Source organism: Akkermansiaceae bacterium (genome assembly GCA_019634595.1).
Classification (GTDB): Bacteria; Verrucomicrobiota; Verrucomicrobiia; order Verrucomicrobiales; family Akkermansiaceae; genus Luteolibacter.
On sequence record JAHCBC010000007.1, the window covers coordinates 150,467 to 168,182 of the forward strand.

Here is a 17,716-nt window from a genome sequence, read left to right on the forward strand (position 1 = left end):
TTTCAACCCGCGCCCCCGTGAAGGGGCGACCAGTCACGCCGAAGCAGATCCTCGCCCGCGCGGAGTTTCAACCCGCGCCCCCGTGAAGGGGCGACTCCCGCGTAGCCGCGGCCATCAACGAAGAGGTTGAAGTTTCAACCCGCGCCCCCGTGAAGGGGCGACATCTCGAAAACAACGTCGTCGTCTCCATTGAGGTGTTTCAACCCGCGCCCCCGTGAAGGGGCGACCTCGACTGACGATGGATATAATGAAGGAGCGCCAGTTTCAACCCGCGCCCCCGTGAAGGGGCGACGATAGAACTCCAGCAAGCGTGAGTGCGAGATGGTGTTTCAACCCGCGCCCCCGTGAAGGGGCGACGGCGGCGTTCCTCGGCTTCTCCGTTCGGGGTGATGTTTCAACCCGCGCCCCCGTGAAGGGGCGACTCAGCCAGCCCTCGACATAACGCTGCGGGTTCGCGTTTCAACCCGCGCCCCCGTGAAGGGGCGACACGCTCACCTTGAATGCGCCCAGAACCTGGGCGAGTTTCAACCCGCGCCCCCGTGAAGGGGCGACCCGCTGCGCCGCTCACGCTGTCTCCGGAGGGTATGTTTCAACCCGCGCCCCCGTGAAGGGGCGACCCGTCGAGATGCAGGACCTGATGCTGGCCGAGGTGTTTCAACCCGCGCCCCCGTGAAGGGGCGACTGAGAGTCTGAGTCGCGACTCCTCTACGTCGATGTTTCAACCCGCGCCCCCGTGAAGGGGCGACCGCACTGTTACGTGAGAATACCCGGTGCGTCATGTTTCAACCCGCGCCCCCGTGAAGGGGCGACCGCACTGTTGCGCGAAAATACCCGGTGCGTCATGTTTCAACCCGCGCCCCCGTGAAGGGGCGACGGATCCGCCGGCGGAATGCCGTGTCATCCTCGGTGTTTCAACCCGCGCCCCCGTGAAGGGGCGACTCGAAGCCGTCCCTGCCAATGACACCGGGATTCCGGTTTCAACCCGCGCCCCCGTGAAGGGGCGACTGAAGGGGTGCCGGAAGGACGGCATCGCCCCGAAGTTTCAACCCGCGCCCCCGTGAAGGGGCGACTTTCGGCGCGGCGGAGGATCTCTGTCTCGGCATAGGTGTTTCAACCCGCGCCCCCGTGAAGGGGCGACGGCACACTTCCGCTTCGTGCATGCGGAATGCGTGTTTCAACCCGCGCCCCCGTGAAGGGGCGACGTGACGCGGTTTCCGGGATCCGGGGACGGGTGAGGTTTCAACCCGCGCCCCCGTGAAGGGGCGACCACCCTGGCCCGGGACGGGTCACGGGACAGAGTGTTTCAACCCGCGCCCCCGTGAAGGGGCGACAATACGTCACGGAATACCGGACCTGGATGAGCCAGTTTCAACCCGCGCCCCCGTGAAGGGGCGACCGTGGTCTCGTCATACGGGCCGCCGCGGACGATGTTTCAACCCGCGCCCCCGTGAAGGGGCGACCCCACCGCTGGCGGTCACACCCTGGCCCGGGGAGTTTCAACCCGCGCCCCCGTGAAGGGGCGACTTGGAAGGAGCATGGATGAGCCGGATTTCAACCCGCGCCCCCGTGAAGGGACGACCGTGAATCTCGTCATACGGGCCGCCGCCCGGACGATGTTTCAACCCGCGCCCCCGTGAAGGGCGACCCCACCGCTGGCGGTCACGCACCTGGCCCGGGAGTTTCAACGCGCCCGTGAGAAGGGGCGACTTGAAAAATCAGAGATAACGCCACCATATTATGTTTCAGCCGCGCCCCGTGAAGGCGACGAAGTAAGCGGACACCACGTTTGCATGAAGGCGGTTTCAGCCCACTTTATTGAAGGGGCGACCGTGCAGGAGGGCGAGGGAACTATTAGAAATTTGTTTCAGCCCGCGCCCCCGTGAAGAAGGGGCGACGTGGCTCGGTCGCGGAAAGCCCCGCAATACGGAATATGTTTCAACCCGCCCCGTGAAGGGGCGACGGGTGGAGAGGAGGGAGTGAGAACTCAGTGATCCCGCCAGCCGATCATGTTTCAACCCGCGCCCCCGTGAAGGGGCGACGAAGTAAGCGGACACCACGTTTTGCATGAGGCGGTTTCAACCCGCGCCCCCGTGAAGGGGCGACCGTGCGGGAGGGCGAGGGAACTATTAGGAATTTGTTTCAACCCGCGCCCCCGTGAAGGGGCGACGTGAGCGGTCGCGGAAAGCCCCGCAATACGAATATGTTTCAACCCGCGCCCCCGTGAAGGGGCGACGGAGTGGAGGGAGAGTGAGAGGACGTTGGAGAAGTTTCAACCCGCGCCCCCGTGAAGGGGCGACACCACGGTCCGCATCAACGACTCCGCCGGCCTGTTTCAACCCGCGCCCCCGTGAAGGGGCGACCCCATTGATCAGGAAAACCAGCGTTTCCCCGATGTTTCAACCCGCGCCCCCGTGAAGGGGCGACTGGACGTTTCCGCCGTTGCCATCCATTCCAAGCTGTTTCAACCCGCGCCCCCGTGAAGGGGCGACGGCGGGGAATGCTGAGGCGTAGTTAAGTCGTTAGTTTCAACCCGCGCCCCCGTGAAGGGGCGACGCGTCTTATTCGTCAATAACTCGGTTTACGCTACGTTTCAACCCGCGCCCCCGTGAAGGGGCGACCGGCGCATTGCCCGGTTCATCCATGAGACTTTCAGTTTCAACCCGCGCCCCCGTGAAGGGGCGACTTCCTGCGGCGGCCATCAAATCCTTTACGAACTGTTTCAACCCGCGCCCCCGTGAAGGGGCGACCCAGTCCTTGGTCGTCCTTCGCCGAGGCGTAGCAGTTTCAACCCGCGCCCCCGTGAAGGGGCGACGAACCCCGTCGATCCGGGATGACAGGACCGCGGTGTTTCAACCCGCGCCCCCGTGAAGGGGCGACGCCGGAAGGACTGCCACCACTGAAATTCTTGGGACGTTTCAACCCGCGCCCCCGTGAAGGGGCGACCAGGAACGGGAGTGGTCGCTCGATGGGGTCAAGGTTTCAACCCGCGCCCCCGTGAAGGGGCGACCATCATCCAGCCGAAGAACGATGACGGCGATGAGGTTTCAACCCGCGCCCCCGTGAAGGGGCGACCATCAGGATTGGGGCGATCCCGTCAGAGACCCATGTTTCAACCCGCGCCCCCGTGAAGGGGCGACTGCGGCATGCTGAATTCCTTCTGCCATCTTGGAAAGAGCAGATATCCGCGCGAACCCACCCCTTGCCAGGGCCATCGTGGGTGGTGGATTCGTTTCTGGTTATGTCAAAGAACTGATCGGAAGGCATTTACGACAAGCGCGAACCCTGCGGGAATATTATGATCACTCGGGGTTCGCGCCTACCTCTTCCGGGCATATTACCGATGCCAGACCACAGAGGTAAGAACGGCTAAATGATGAGGGGACCATCCACATCATAGCCGGGTCTCGCACCATGATGCTCCACTCTGTTCTTCCAGTTCGCCCCCAGATGGTAGAAACGGAGGCTGTCCAACTCCGGATCGATGATGTCCATGAGCTTCGATTTCACCCCCACCAGTTGCCCCGGATCAACCTTGCATTCGAACACCGAATTCTGAACCCGTTGTCCGTAATCAAGGCACGTTTTGGCGATCCGACGCAACCGGGATTTCCCCGCCGGAGTCGTGGTGTTCACATCGTAGGTCACGAGCAAATACATGTGTGATGAGGAGAGCGGGGATTATTCATTTGGACAGAAAGGCAGGGTAAGCATCCAGATCCCCGCGCAGGTGCCGGGCGAGCAGGCGCGCCTGCAGGTGGGGCAAAAGCCCCAAGGTGACCCTTTCATCCAAGAAAGGGTGGATTATCTCGTCCTGTTTGCGCTCCTGCCAGGCGGCCAGCACCTGTTTCCGTGAATCGTCTTTGAGCAGCACCGCTCCTGACTCCGCAGTCCGGAAATCCGCAAAGGTGATCTGTTTCCGGTTCAGGAGGGTAAGCGCCACTCTGTCCGCCAGGAACGCCCTGAACTCCTCCATCAGGTCCAAGGCTAGGGATGGCCGCCCGGGACGGTCGCGGTGGAGGAAACCGCACTGCGGATCCAGGCCGCAGCTCTCCAAGGCGCTGCGGCAGTCATGCATCAGCAGGACGTAGAGGAAAGACAGCAGCGCATTGACCGGATCCAGCGGCGGCCGGCGGGAGCGGCCGGAGATCCTCACCAATGGGTCATGGTTCACCAGCAGATGGCGGAACACGGAAAAATAGGTGGAGGCAGCATCCCCTTCGATCCCGCGCAGCGAATCCAAGGTCCCGGCACGCCCCAACAAGCCTATCCTGACCGCGATGGCATCAGCCGCCTGCCCCAGGGCGGAGGCCCGCTCCGGGGATTTCCCGCCGTGGTCCCGGGCGGCGCGCATGAGCACCTGGCGGGCATTCGCCAGCTTGGCCGCCAGCATGTTCGCCGCTATGGCCACGGACGCCGCCTCATCGTCCGCACGGCGGTATTGCTCCCTGCGGAGGAGGATGTTCCCGGAGGTGAACCCTCGCGTGGCGGCGAGGAATTTCCCATGGGGGGTATGGAAGGAAATGCTCACCCCGGCCTCCGCGCACGCTGCCATGAGAGCCGCTGAGGCGCCGATGTCCCAGCCGAAGCATGAGATTCCCTCCAGATTGTGCAGCGGCACGCGCATCTTCGTCTCCCCCTCATGCCGGATTTCCACCGCGGCTCCATCCTTGCGAAGATAGGACCCATCCAAGGTGACGAAGAGGGTGTTCAGGTGGCGTTTCATGTTTCCTCGGAAAGAACCGCCCGGAGGCGCTGGCCAAACCAGGCTCCGGCACCCCGGCGGAACCTCAGTGCCTGCGGTTGGCAGAGATCCAGAAGAGAGCACGCGCCACACCGTCTCGTCTCATACTCGGCGGGTGGGGTAAACCCGTCGCGAATGCAATCATGCACCGCAACCGCGGCAGCCGCCACCAAGTCCCTCAGATCAGCATCGAAAGGGATCTCCATCCGCCTGCGCCGCTCTCCGTAGTAGAGGCAGCCGCCGGGAACGGAGGCGGACAGCATTTCCTCGAGACACAGCGCCTGGGCGCAGAGCTGCACCTCGTCCGCCCGGTGGGACTTCGGCTTTCCCCTTTTGTATTCCACCGGAAGGATGCGTCCTCCGGGGTGGAATTCCACCACGTCACATTCTCCAGCCAGTCCAAGCCGCAGCGAACGTACTGGCAGGCCACGCGTGATCCGCACTCCTTGGCGGGACTCGTCCGGGCCATCATGCGCCCGGGCATGCATGACCCTCCCCTCCGCGGTGAATCGGTTCTCCGCCCAGGCCCTCTCCACATGGATCAGCGCACACTGCCGGGGGCAATACAGCCAATGCTGCAACGCCGATATGGGGATGAGCTGGTCCTCTCCGAACATGGGGTAATCCGGGCGCGGTCCGTTACAAGCGTTCGATGACTTCTACACCCGCCGGGATGGCAGTGCGGTCGATGGAAACCACGTAATCAGAGAAAGACCGGGGTGCCTCCACCCCGTCTTTCTTTTTCACGGACACCGCGTCGAACAGCTTGTGGCTGGGCGCTGCCCCGAGGGCCGTGTCATGTTTGAAAACGATGAGGCTGCGGGGGCTCATACTCCCCGCTGGGCGGGCGGCGGACTGGTCGAACTGAAACGCGTTCTCCAACGCCTGGAACAGGAGTTCCAAATCCTCATCCCCGAAGCCTGTTTGCTTCGCCAGAAACGGATTCACGAAACCGTGCGCCTTGTAGAGCCCGTATGGCACCGTGAACTTCCTGCCCATGGTCCGCTCCTTCTCCGCGTCCTTTTCGTTGGTCACTGAGGAACGGGTGATGGCGTGCTCGCTGGACACGATGGGGTCGATGGAGCGCGCGAATGAGATCTGCACCGGTCCCCGGACCTGGCCGCAGTTGACATCGGTTGACATCACCGCGCCGAATGTTCGCACATCGTAGTAATTCTTCGCCATCCATTGGGTGGCCTCATCTTTCTTTCCGTCCTTCGGGGTTTTCGACTCTTTCTCGGGAATGCCCACCGCCTCATGCGCTTCCTTGTGCTGGTTGTTGAGGACGGCGCCATCGGTAAAATAAATGCGCTTCCCGTCCGCACCGTCTGCAGTCATCGCGACAAAGTTGCGGATCTTGCGCTTCAGGCAGACATCGGTGACGAGACCCTGGCCGGTCTCCACGTCGATGCGCGGCAGGTTGCCAGCGTCAGGGTCTCCGTTCGGATTGGCATCCTGCGCGTCGAAAAGGTAGAGGAAGTCGTAGCGATGGTTCATGGTTTCGGGAATGAAGTGAGAGTGGTTGCGTGATTCAGTGGGGTTGCAGGGAGGATCAGTCTCCCTTGTTTCCTTCTTTCTTGGTGAAGAAGTCCTTTCGCTGGTGGTAGTAGCCGATCGCGAAGATACCTTGGTTTTTCAGGGAGAGCTGGTTGGGGAAACCTCTGCCATCCAATCCTGCAAGAACGTCCTGAATCAATCGTTCACGGTTCAGCTTAGCACCACCGTTCAGCTTGGCCAGATGGTGCTGGTACGTCCGGAGAATCCTCGGAAAAACACTGGCCGGCGTGGCGGAGGCGCTGCTGTAGAACTTTTCGCGGATGCCTGCATTGATAGGGCCTAGAGCATCTTCCTGGGTTTTCTCCAGCACGGCGAAAAGCCTGCCAAGGCGATAGGGGGGATCGGTGTTTTCTGGATCTAACATGACGGGTATATCGATTTGATGATTGCGGACAAGGACGGCCTTCAGTGTGGCGGAGCGGAGGTAATTGATGGTCCGGTCCGCATGGATCCGGCGGATGACCGCCGAGAAGAGTCCCTCCGGATACGACGTACCCTCCACGATGGCCCGGGTGAGCGCACCGCCAAGGAGGGGCGGAATCTCATCCGCCACACGGGCGGTCTCACGCAGGATTTGCCAGATGGCGGGAAACGCCGGATCTGCGAACCTTTTTCCGATTGGCTCCGTGAACTGCCGGACCATCTCGATACAACGGTGATGCTCATGCAGTTTCTCCAGCAAATCCGCCGTGGTGGACCGGTGGAAAAAGCGGATGGAGACACGCGCCGCGTTCGGTGCCAGACCCAGGATGAAGAAGGGAGTTTCGGATTCCCCTTGTTCCACATATCCACCACCGGATCTCACAGCCTCCAGCAGGTGCCGCATCTGGTCGCGTCTCGTCGCATCCTGGGTTTCCTCCACCGCCTGGGAGCCTCCGGAAAAAACGTCCGCAAGTAGATCTTCCAGCAATGTTCGCTTCTCCGTCCAGAAAACCGCGGTGGTGTCCCCGATGCGGAGGCGATGTTTCTTCGCCTGTGGCCCGGTCAGGAGAGAGTTCAGTGCGGTGCCGTATTGGAAGGCAACCTCACCGCTGACGGGGGCATTGAAACTCTGGGTCTTCCCGTAGGATTCATAAGCGGCGGCATTGAAGGATACCAGCGATGCTCCCGCAGCCTGCGAGCCTGTCACGCCCTTGATCTTCGGATGAAGTCGGGCGGGAGACGACATACTACCGGTCACCAGACACTGCTCCGCTTCCTGATCCCCTTCCCCACCCTTCTCCAGCGTTCCGCGCCACCATTCCTGGACCTTTTTCGACTCATGCACCGCGCGCTTCTCTCCCCGGATGCCGAAAATTCCGAAACCCGTTCCAACCTCATTGAGCCTGGGATACTCCGCGATCCGCACGGGATCCCACTGCTCCAGAAATCGGCAGACCGCGGAAAACCCCGGATCCTCGATGGTTTTTTCCAACTCAAGGTGGCGTTGACGCAGTGCCTCGAAGCGCTTCTCCCCGAAGCCCGCGGGCTTGTCCTCCGGTTGTCGGCCCAGCAGATAAGTCTGGTTGTCCCATAGCAGCCCGGGATTGATGCCGGAGCCGGACGGTTTTGCCTCCCCCGGTACCAGCATCACCGTGTTCTGCGGCCTGCCTCTCTCATCCGGCGTGCGGGCGTCCTGGATGTCATGGAGAGTGCCATCCGCCTCCAGTACGATCCGGAAGCTGATCTTCTGAGGGGAGAAGCCCGGTGGGGCGATTTCATAGGCGGCATCGCCCGCCAACCGGTCGTAGAGTTCGTTGAGAGCCTGGAGGATCATGGCCTGATGGCGAATGGGAGTTCCGGCACGTGGATCACGCCGTCCGTCATCACGGGACGGAAGAAATGCGGTGTGGTGGAGCGGACCCTGTTGGTGGAACGGTCCGCATCGAACTCAATGTCATGGAGCATGAAGCCGAGATCCTTCGGCCCCATGAGTGAGACATCAGGCGGAGGAATGTCCGATTCATCCTCGATGAGTTCGAAACGCACCGGGAACTCCCGGCAGCCGAAATACGGCTGGTGGAATGCCTGCCCTTTCCGCGCCCGCCGCTTGAACATGTCCAGGTGTTTGCCCACCGCCTCATTCTCCGGCGATGGAGCGCCGCCCTTTTCCACCCGCGGGTCCAGCACCCGGATGTGCGCCCGGATCAGGTAGGCAACATCCTTGAGCAAAAGGGACGCCCGCTGCTGGCGGTCACCCGCCACGTCCAGGGTAGGTCGTATCTCCGGGTTCTTCATCGCCGCATTCACCCCGGATGCGCCCTTCACCGAAATTTTCGACGCGATCTCATTGCGGCGGATATTGGTGAACCGGATCGGGTTCAGCACATGGATCTCATCAATGGTCCACCGGATCTGTGGCTTCCAATAGATTGCCTCCAGAATGCCCCGGGCGGCGGAAGGCGTCATCACATCATAAGAAACGCGCTCCACCTTCATCTCCGGCCGCGAAAACAGGGCGTAGTCTCCGGAAACTTTGAGAAATATGCCAAACTTACCCATTTCCGATAGATCAACTGACAGGAAAGCATTCCGTCAAACAATTCCATCTCCCGATCCAACGAAATATTGACTACCAAATTTTCTACCGGAGCAGACTCGCTCGCTCCGGCAGAAAATAGGGCGAGAACCAATTAAAGGATTTACCGAACGTGTAGGGGGATCAGCAAAAGTCGCAGCCCTCTTGCCATGATTTCATATGATCAGTTTCTTTCGTGACTCTTCCGCATCATCAAAAATCAGCCCATACCCATCCGAATAATTCAATTCTCTGGAAACCAGGACATGGAACTGTCCGTCCCGCACCGCCTCAAGCGAACGGATGTTCCGGTCCCTCTCACTCTCACGAATCTGGACGGTGTATCGCTGTAGCCCGCGGAGTAGATCCCTGTTCAGCGGGACAGCCGGATTACGCAGTTTTTCAATCAGCACGTGGGCCTTCTCATCGAAATCAATGATGACAGGAACCTGACCTCCATCGATCAGCCAAAACTTCTCCGCGACGGTTTTGTATTGGAATTTGAGTGGCAAGCTACGGTCTTGGGGTTCCATGCGGAAACTGTCCCCTTCCATAATCCCCTTGGAGTCCCACCGGCCCTTCTGGCGGTAGTAGTACAGGTCAAAGTAGCTCCGGATCGCATCTTCACCCAAGAGATCGGGAAAGAGCCCAATGACCTCCTTGGCAACTTGCGCCGTGTCCCTGAAATAGGCTTCACCTCCGTCATCCTCCGGCTCGAAAACATAGGTTTGGCAAAGGGGATGGTGTCCGTTGCGGTTGCACCGGCCTGCCGCCTGCGCGATGGAGTCCAACCCGGCGAGCGACCGATAAACCACCGGAAAGTCCACATCCACACCCGCCTCGATGAGCTGGGTGGAGATCACCCTAACCGGCAGGCCGTCCTGAAGCCTTCCCCGGATTGTGCGGAGGATCTCCAGGCGATGCGCCGGGCACATGAGCGCGGAAAGATGGAAATTCCCCTCACCTTCGCCCAACAGGCGGAACAACTCCTGCGCGTGCCTCCTGCGGTTGACGATGCACAGCACCTGATGATGCCCTGCCAGACGTCCGGCAAGCTCTGCATCAGACATCCTGCCGACCGGGACCACCTCCACCCGCTTCAGCGCATCGAAGAGTGCAGTGGTGTCCCGGATGATCTCCCGGCAGCCGTCCAGGCCTATGGGAAACTCCTTTTCATCCTGCCGGATGGCCGGCTGCGTGGCGGTACATAGCACCACCGTCGTCTGGTAATGTGAGGAAAGCTCACGTAGCACACGGAGGCAGGGACTGAGAAAATCGACCGGCAGGGTCTGCGCCTCATCCAGGATCACCACGGAGTTCGCGATGTTATGGAGCTTGCGGCATCGGGAAGTTTTCGCGGCGAAAAGGGATTCGTAGAATTGCACCGCCGTCGTGATGATGATCGGCGCATCCCAATTTTCCGCAGCCAGCCGGGAACGCTCCGTATCGTGCTCCGGCGAAAGGTTCGAATGGTGCTCGATGAGCGGGAGGAAAGAGTCGATGCGGAGCGGATCGACGATACTGCGGATGACCTCCGCGTTTTGTTCGATGATCGAGGTGAAGGGAACCACGAAGATCACCCGCTTCTTTCCGTGTGTGATCGCATGGCGGAGGGCGAACACGAGCGACGAAAGAGTCTTCCCTCCCCCAGTGGGCACCGTGAGGGTGAAAAGGCCCGGCGGCCAGGATGCCGCTGACCGGCAATCCTCCGCGACGCGCTTTCGCTGGACAGCCACCACATCTTCCGGAGCAGGCTCACCGAACTCCCGTATCCTCACCTCCACTCGTTCCAGAATATCCGGTAACGCCGAATCAGGAATTCGGTTCCGAACACCCCTGCGATCCGGATCCATGAATGCTTCCGTCGCCAGGAAATCCGCATCCACCAAGCAGGAAAACAGCATGCGTGTGAAAAACCCCACGGAAAACGGATCCCTGTCGAGGAAAGGCGGGAACGGCGGGATGGCAGGAGATGTGATCTCCACAGGAAGATCCCCCACCTCCGGCAGATCTCGCTTCTTCAGCCTGGCATCCAGACACGCTTTCCCAAGCTCCCCCGACGTCGCATCCAGAAGCCCCGAATGATGGGAGGCGATCACATTGGCAAGGACCTGCCCCGCGAACCAGTGTTTCCCGACCGCGAAGCGGGCTCCGGCGGTGGCATGATCAAGCTTCCCGTTCACATCCGCCTCATGTGGATCGCACTTTGAGAGCAGATAGGCCTGCCATTCTTCGGGAAATTTACCCAAATCATGCCACAATCCGGCCAGATAACCCCAGCCTGACGCGGCTGCGGAGTCGTCTCCCCCCGGGAACAATGCTCCAGCAAATGTGGCACATAAGGATGCCACTTTATTGAGATGTCCATGATCCGGAAGGAGCAGCCGGCATGCTTCGCAAGCTCCACGATCACCGCTGCTACCGCTGTCCGCGCAGGATGTGAAAAGCGGCTCCATCTCTCCACCCTCCGGAGCGCTGTGAGCGAATCGATTCATGAAATCATATCATTGACCGAAACACTCCAATGCAAGTCTCCCTGATTCTTCGATCCGGTGAAATCCGAATCTCAATAGTTACCAATGCCCTCTATAGATCGCCGGCATTGGGTTTCGCTCTCCAAAATCACCCATGGAGTCATAACCTGGGGCACGGAACCCAGGGTCCGATGTGCTGTTCACCTTCGCTCCCGATTCCGACTGAGACTGCTTCGGCTACCTGTCCAGACCAAGGACATCACTGTATCTCCGTAGGGATAATGCGATGCCGTGGAAGGGATTGCCAGGACCGCATAGTTCCGGTCCTTCATCGTGGCGTTCCAAGCCCTGAGCGCCTCGTTGTTCAGATCCTCACGGCTTTTCCCACTGGGAGCCTCCACCTGTTGCGGGGAAGAATTTGCACTGCCAACCCCATAGAAATGGTCGAACGGAGAGCAGCTGTTACTGTTCCTGTATTCCGGATCAGGCACCGAAACATCCATTTCCTGCCCTTCACTAATGGGGCGTATGGTAGTCCCCCGGATGACCGACTCCTCCAACTGCCTGGCGTAGGCATCCACGATCCGGAGTTCATCCCTCCAGGCCATCAAATCACCGTCCTCTTCCCTCCCCTCATTCAGACCGGACACGATATCCTCACGGCTCATATGGCGCATGGCGGATCGTGTGCTCTCAGCGACCATGCTGATGTCGTCCACCCAGTTCGGTCCCGCGACGGATTGTAACGGAAGCACCACCTGGGCTCTGAACTCCCCCTCCTCAGTGAGGCTCGCAGTCAGGGTGAAAGTCAGCACCACCACGCCTGTGTACCGGCAGATGGCAGCCGCGATCCTCGCCCAACGAAGCAGTTTCTCACGGTCCAATTTCATCGACTTGGAGCGGATGTGGTTTTCGCGGAATCATCCGACAGCTTCCAGAGTCCCCAGCAGACTCCCCCGATCAGGAAGCCGATCCACGGGAAAATGAGGGAGAAGACGAAACCACCAATAGCAACGACCGTATCGAGGCCGTTGTTCTTCCGCTTGATCTTCTCGATCAGGGTTCCAGCGTGATAGGCGAGGAACACTCCTGAAGTCAGACGGAGCAGGGTCTGGAACACGTAGTAGAAGAACCCACGCTCCCCTCTCCTTTCTTCACGCTGGGCTCCTTGGTAGCCGTAGCCGTATGTTTTGCCACCGGACCTACCTGCCGCTGAGAAAAGGTCATCCAGGAAGCTGAATCTGGAGGCAAGGTAGCTAGGAACATGGACCTTGGCGGAGATGGTGCCATTTGGCCCTCCAGAGGCCTCACAAGGGCCTGTCAGGCAGAGGGTGGCACAGAGTACCACAATGACGGCCATCAGCCTGGAGACGCTGCTGCAGTCCATTCCTTGGCGCTTGGTTTCTTCGTTCGCTTTCATGGTTGATCGGTCCGTGGATTCCCCCACTTGTCCATCCGCTGACCGCACTTTTCGCAAGTCCATCCTCCCCACATGAACTCCTCCTTGTCCTTGGGCTTCCGGAAGGCGGGTGCTTCCGTTCCACATCCGCAGCATTTGACCCGCTTGAGATTCACTCCAGCCGCTCCCTTTGATCGTGTCGCCCTGACCACCAGCACGATGCCTCCCACCACCAGGGCGAGTTTCACAATGCCAATGAGTATTCCGAAGAGGTCCATAGCCGTGGTTCATTCCTCACCGAACAGGTCATCCGGAACGTCGTAACGGGCCTTCCGTCCCCTGAGTCCGTCCGAAAACCCTTCCTCAAACCAGCCGCGGTCCTCCCGTGGCATCTGTGAGAGAACTCCCTCCAATGTATCCCTCTGGGTCGTCCGATCCGCATCCTTGGCGATACCACTCAATGCCCATCCACCCCGGTAGGTCACGATCTCGTCGTTGGAGGGACCGCTGAGACGGAAGCTGCCGGTCGCGAGAGGCAGGGCGAGAACCGGAAGGAGCCGGGATCGACCCGGACGACACCAAGGCCGTGCGCCGTTTCGACAAGAAGCGCAAGGGCCGCAAGACCTCCAACGAAGAATGGGTCAACCCCCATGATCCGGATGCCAAGGTCGGCATGACCAAGCACGGAGCCTGCGACATGATCCATCCCAAAGAGAGCCAACTCGCCAACGCAGTCTGATGAACTCCTGACTGCTCGGAGAACCACTGCAGCCCTTTGTCGAAATCTCTCCTGAGCAGTTCACCGAAAAGAGGAGAGACGATGGAATGCATGCCACCATTATGTAACAGTTTCGGATCTTTGAGGCCTTCGCCCAGAGCAGCTATGAGTTCCTCATCGGAGTAGTCAGCCAACAGCTTGTTGCGTTTGTCGTGTGGGTCAGGACTCTGAATCCCAGCAGCATACTCCTCAGCAGCCCTACGGAAGTCACTTTCGTCCCATACGGCACCGGAATTAGTCTCGCGCGCCGGGCGCGGTTGTCGCCTGGTAGGTGAGCTGGATTCTTTCTTCTGATCTTCGGTTAATCCACTCCGATCGACCGAAATCCATCCGATAGCCACACCTCAGGGAAGACAAACAAGCAGCAGCGCGGCAGGCTTCACAGAGGGTTCTTTGGATCAGTAGCTGTCATATGATCACAACCTCCCTCAAGGGAAAGCTAAAAATCACATATCACCGTCTTTGCCTGTTAGGGGTTATCGTGCTGCGATTCCACATTGCTCGTCGCACCACGCCTGAATTTTGGTGGAGATCAGGCCTCTAACCTGCCGCATCCGTTCAAGCTTCTCATCGTCACCACCTTCGTTCAGAGCAGGATTGGGAAATTCCCAATGATGCCTGAAACCGTGACGAGGGAGAACGGGACAACGACCTTCGCTTGCCTCTTCGCAAAGTGAGATCGCATGAGCGAACACCTTCCCCGTTTTGACGACATCAAAAGCACGGCGTGTTGACTTGGCCGAAATATCGATCCCGATTTCGGCCATCGCCAGGACCGCGTATGGATTCAAGGCTCCCTCTTCAAGGCCAGCACTTTCGGCAACAAAGTGATCAGGACAGAAGTGATTGAGAAGCCCTTCTGCCATTTGGCTTCTGGCGCTGTTGTGGACGCAGATGAATAGCACGCTCCTCTTCATGATTTCTGGCGTTCATTGGATTTGAGGCCATCCTTTCTTCCCTCCGCATAGGCGGTGAAGACGGCCCGGATCTCATCCCTGACACGGCGGAACACAGTCATCTGTTCCTCCTCGCTGCCGGTGGCGTGGGCAGGGTCATCGAACGGGAAATGGTGGCGGTTCATCTGACCGGGGAACATGGGGCAGGCCTGGTCCGCATTTCCGCAGACCGTGATCACCGTCTCGATGTCGTCCGCCAGGAACTCGTCCAGGTGCTTCGAGCGGTGGGAGCTGATGTCGATGCCGATTTCCGCGAGCGCGCGGATGGCCAGCGGGTGGACGTAACCGGCGGGCTTTGAGCCGGCGCTTTCGATGCGAAAGGCGTTGCCGAGGGCGGACTTCAGGATGCCTTCGGCGAGGTGGGAGCGGCAGCTGTTGCCGGTGCAGAGCACAAGTAGGGTTGGTTTCATGGATCGGTGGTTGGTGCTCCGCAGCATTCCTTGCCGCGGATGCATGAACAGAGGGGAACGGCGGCCACCGCGCCGAGGCTGGTGGCGACGAGATAGAGCCAGAGATGCTGCAGATTTCCACCGACAAGGGCGGGCGCTAGGGAACGGGCCGGATTCATCGAGGCTCCGGAAATGGGGCCCGCGAACATGGCCTCGAAGGCGATCACGGAACCGATCGCCAGGCCCGCGGTGATCCCCTTTTCCTTCGCTCCGGTGGATACCCCCAGGATCACCATCATGAGGATGGCGGTGAGGATGAGCTCCAGGACCAGCGACTGCATCACCGGCCCGGCGGGGAGCGTCTCCCCCAGCGTCCCCGCACCGGGAAACAGAACCGCAAGCACCCCGCTGGCCGCGAGTGCCCCGGCGATCTGGGCGGCCACGTAGCCCGGCAGGTTCCTGGCTGGAAATCTCCCGGCCACCACGAAGGCCAGCGTGACAGCCGGATTGAGATGCGCCCCGCTGACGTCCCCGAAGGTGTGGATCATGGCCGCGACGACGAGGCCGAACACCAGTGCGATCCCGGCGTGGCCGATCGCCCCGCCGCTCACCGCATCGACGATAATCGCCCCCGTGCCCGCGAACACGAGGACGAAGGTTCCGCACGCTTCCGCCAGCCAACGGTTCATAGCCTCAGCAGCATCCCTTCGGCCCGCAGCAGGCGGAGGTTGATTTGATCTTTCCCGCTCCTGGCAGTGGCGGCAGGCCGCAAAGCTCCGGTGCCAGGCACTCGGTGTGCTTGTGGGCGAGCTTCAGCACCACCGCGTCATCAGTCAGCTCATGGCCTTCGATGGTATATTGGGAAATGACACGGTCCTCATACTCCACCTCCACCGGGATGGATTCATCCGGCAGGTAGGCACGCGCCTTGTTGAGGATGGCCGCCATCTTTCCGGTCTCTATCCGGTGGTCGTAGTCCTCCCCCACCCAGACCTGGAGCTGGCATGTCAGCGATTCCCGTAGCGTGCCGCCGCAATCGAGGAAGGTCTTCTGCACCCGGCCCACCTCCGTGACGTGGAAGGAAACGGGCACCGCAGCCCCGTCAGGAAGACTGATGCGGAAGTAACGGCCGGAGTGCTCGGCGAGCAGTTGCTTCAGTTCGGAAAGGATCATGGCTTGGTAGTGGTGGTGGAAGTTTTCCGGCTCTTGAGGAGTTTCGGCCCCGGGCAGCAACTGTCCCGACGTTGTGCGAGCCGGCTTTCCAGGCGTGCTTCATCCTCCTGGCACTCCTTCGCCCCGTCGGGAAACAGCTCCACCATCTTCAGCAACAGCTTCAGGTAGGTGGAGCGCACGCGGAAGTAGGTCCACTTCTCCGCCTTCTCGCTCTCCAGCAGCCCCGCCTTGCGGATGATCTGGACATGGCTGGACACGGAGGACTGCGGCATCCCCAGCACATCCGCCAGCTCGCAGACGCAGAGAGGCTCGTTCATCGCCATTCGGACGATCCTCCAGCGGGTCCGGTCCGCGAGCGCTTTGTTCAGTTCGACAACCGATGGCATGCGGGAACAAGAACACGCATCGGCAATTTTCGCAACGTAATTTTTCGTTACGAAATATTCAGGATCATTTCCCGGCACCTCTGGAGGCCACCTTGCCGATCAGATCCATCGCCCTCTCCCGCTCCGCGGCGTCAGGCAGGTCCATCGCCCACTTCCTCGCCTCGTCGGGACTCGATTCGGTGACGGAAGTCAGAAAAGCGGCAAAGGCCGCGTCGCGGGTGGGGCCGGGATCCGCACCCCGGAGCCAGTTGGAGGCACTCAGGTAATCCGCCTTCGTCCAACTCGCCATGAGGTTGGAAATAGTCACTCTCCCGGCGTCGGGTTGGAATTGGACACCGATCCACCCCATCCAGTCACCAACCTCCTCACCCTTCATATTGCGGTAGTCGAAGGCCGGACCATTACCGAGGCTCTGCTTGGAAAATCCGGCATCCGAGATCCAGCGACTGCCATTCCCGAAACCCTCCCGGACCGCCTTATCAAGGAGGGTGATCGTGATACGGTTCTCAAGTCTCGTGCGCTCCATCGACGGTTCCAAGGTGGCTGCCAACTTTCGCATTTCCGTGAGCACCGCTGTCCGTTGTTCCGCGGTATTTGCCTCCTGGGCCAGACTTCCCACGGCATCGTTGTCGTAATCACCAAGTTCCTCCAGCATTCTGAAACCTCGCGCCACATCAACCGATCCCGCTCCAGCCACCAATGCCGCCTTCACGGCCGGTGTAGCCAGATCCGGGCGATCCTTCAATCTCCGAATCCAGTCCAACGCGGCGTACGGATCGACTTTCGCCCACGACCGCATCGCAATCTCAACCGCATCGCGACCCATCGAGTCCCGATCTCCCGACACCAGCTCCGGAGTTTCCCGGAGGACTCGCAGCACGAACCTGGGATTCTCCTCCGCCGAGACCCTCAACAGCATAGAGAGCAAGCCCTCTTTTATATCCACCCCTACACCCGGGTGATTCTTGATCCTGTGGAAAAGCCGCACCCGGCCATCACCATCCAACAGAAGGATGCCTTCCAGAAAGCGACTGGCAACCTGGCTCATCATCTCGTTTCTGGCTGCTCTCGCCGCTACCATACGAACAGCTCTTTACTTCGATGCCCCCCTCTACCTGGTAATCCGTGAATCTCCCTTCATGCTTGCCAGGTTCGGATGGCTGATGGGGCTTCTTCTGGCTCCCGCTTTCGTCATCTCTTCCATTCTTCTCCGGCTTCCCCCGGGACACCTCCTATGGCATCGCCCACGCTGGTCATGGCTGGTTGGAGCGGCATCCGGTCCACCCGCCGTTTGGATATGGTTCCAGATCCTCCACCAAACAGGAATCGTAGAAGGAGACTTCTTCGGGAGTGCTTCATTTGAAGC

General features: G+C 60.2%; 16 protein-coding genes and 2 CRISPR repeat arrays (1 of these 18 only partly in view). Of the genes, 1 reads left to right on the forward strand and 15 read right to left on the reverse strand.

Features of this window, described 5'->3' with window-relative positions:
- Nucleotides 1-1,707: direct repeats of the CRISPR family, unit length 31 nt; unit sequence GTTTCAACCCGCGCCCCCGTGAAGGGGCGAC; it begins 1,368 nt to the left of the window's first position.
- A 90-nt stretch (nt 1,708-1,797) separates the two neighbouring features.
- Nucleotides 1,798-3,137: a CRISPR direct-repeat array (repeat unit 31 nt; unit sequence GTTTCAACCCGCGCCCCCGTGAAGGGGCGAC).
- 229 nt (nt 3,138-3,366) lie between these two features.
- The 9 genes from cas2 to KF712_21175 form a co-directional block, all read right to left on the reverse strand.
- On the reverse strand, nt 3,367-3,657 hold the full coding sequence (cas2, locus tag KF712_21135) for a CRISPR-associated endonuclease Cas2 (GenBank protein MBX3743504.1): 291 nt from the start codon (nt 3,655-3,657) through the stop codon (nt 3,367-3,369).
- A gap of 25 nt (nt 3,658-3,682) precedes the next feature.
- Nucleotides 3,683-4,723, reverse strand: coding sequence for a type I-C CRISPR-associated endonuclease Cas1 (gene cas1c, locus KF712_21140; protein ID MBX3743505.1), 1,041 nt, complete (start codon nt 4,721-4,723; stop codon nt 3,683-3,685).
- On the reverse strand, nt 4,720-5,358 hold the full coding sequence (cas4, locus tag KF712_21145; GenBank protein MBX3743506.1) for a CRISPR-associated protein Cas4: 639 nt from the start codon (nt 5,356-5,358) through the stop codon (nt 4,720-4,722). Before cas4 ends, cas1c begins: the two co-directional genes overlap by 4 nt.
- Nucleotides 5,359-5,380: 22 nt before the next feature.
- Nucleotides 5,381-6,238, reverse strand: coding sequence for a type I-C CRISPR-associated protein Cas7/Csd2 (cas7c, locus tag KF712_21150; GenBank protein ID MBX3743507.1), 858 nt, complete (start codon nt 6,236-6,238; stop codon nt 5,381-5,383).
- Nucleotides 6,239-6,293: 55 nt separating this feature from the next.
- Nucleotides 6,294-8,054, reverse strand: a complete 1,761-nt coding sequence (gene cas8c, locus KF712_21155) for a type I-C CRISPR-associated protein Cas8c/Csd1 (GenBank protein MBX3743508.1) — start codon at nt 8,052-8,054, stop codon at nt 6,294-6,296.
- A complete protein-coding gene (gene cas5c, locus KF712_21160; protein ID MBX3743509.1) occupies nt 8,051-8,779 on the reverse strand; it encodes a type I-C CRISPR-associated protein Cas5 in 729 nt (242 codons plus the stop codon). The genes cas8c and cas5c overlap by 4 nt, the downstream gene beginning before the upstream one ends.
- Before the next feature lie 192 nt (nt 8,780-8,971).
- Nucleotides 8,972-11,146: a CRISPR-associated endonuclease Cas3'' gene (locus KF712_21165; protein MBX3743510.1), complete on the reverse strand. Its 2,175-nt coding sequence runs from the start codon at nt 11,144-11,146 to the stop codon at nt 8,972-8,974.
- 323 nt (nt 11,147-11,469) lie between these two features.
- Nucleotides 11,470-12,159 carry a hypothetical protein gene (locus tag KF712_21170; GenBank protein MBX3743511.1) on the reverse strand — a complete coding sequence of 230 codons (690 nt, stop codon included), beginning with the start codon at nt 12,157-12,159 and terminating at the stop codon, nt 11,470-11,472.
- Nucleotides 12,156-12,689, reverse strand: a complete 534-nt coding sequence (locus KF712_21175) for a hypothetical protein (GenBank protein MBX3743512.1) — start codon at nt 12,687-12,689, stop codon at nt 12,156-12,158. Before KF712_21175 ends, KF712_21170 begins: the two co-directional genes overlap by 4 nt.
- A gap of 565 nt (nt 12,690-13,254) precedes the next feature.
- Between KF712_21175 and KF712_21180 the strand changes: the two genes are divergently transcribed.
- On the forward strand, nt 13,255-13,407 hold the full coding sequence (locus KF712_21180; GenBank protein MBX3743513.1) for a hypothetical protein: 153 nt from the start codon (nt 13,255-13,257) through the stop codon (nt 13,405-13,407).
- A gap of 515 nt (nt 13,408-13,922) precedes the next feature.
- Here the strand turns inward: KF712_21180 and KF712_21185 are convergent.
- The 6 genes from KF712_21185 to KF712_21210 all read right to left on the reverse strand — a co-directional run bounded on the left by KF712_21185 (nt 13,923) and on the right by KF712_21210 (nt 17,338).
- A complete protein-coding gene (locus KF712_21185) occupies nt 13,923-14,363 on the reverse strand; it encodes an arsenate reductase ArsC (protein MBX3743514.1) in 441 nt (146 codons plus the stop codon).
- Nucleotides 14,360-14,839 carry an arsenate reductase ArsC gene (locus KF712_21190; GenBank protein MBX3743515.1) on the reverse strand — a complete coding sequence of 160 codons (480 nt, stop codon included), beginning with the start codon at nt 14,837-14,839 and terminating at the stop codon, nt 14,360-14,362. Before KF712_21190 ends, KF712_21185 begins: the two co-directional genes overlap by 4 nt.
- A complete protein-coding gene (locus KF712_21195; protein ID MBX3743516.1) occupies nt 14,809-15,480 on the reverse strand; it encodes an aquaporin in 672 nt (223 codons plus the stop codon). Before KF712_21195 ends, KF712_21190 begins: the two co-directional genes overlap by 31 nt.
- 4 nt (nt 15,481-15,484) lie before the next feature.
- Nucleotides 15,485-15,964, reverse strand: coding sequence for a hypothetical protein (locus tag KF712_21200; GenBank protein MBX3743517.1), 480 nt, complete (start codon nt 15,962-15,964; stop codon nt 15,485-15,487).
- The gene (locus tag KF712_21205; GenBank protein MBX3743518.1) at nt 15,961-16,350 is read right to left on the reverse strand and encodes a winged helix-turn-helix transcriptional regulator; all 390 of its coding nucleotides are present in this window, start codon (nt 16,348-16,350) and stop codon (nt 15,961-15,963) included. Before KF712_21205 ends, KF712_21200 begins: the two co-directional genes overlap by 4 nt.
- Nucleotides 16,351-16,414: 64 nt before the next feature.
- Nucleotides 16,415-17,338, reverse strand: coding sequence for a hypothetical protein (locus KF712_21210; GenBank protein MBX3743519.1), 924 nt, complete (start codon nt 17,336-17,338; stop codon nt 16,415-16,417).
- Nucleotides 17,339-17,716 lie beyond the last annotated feature (378 nt).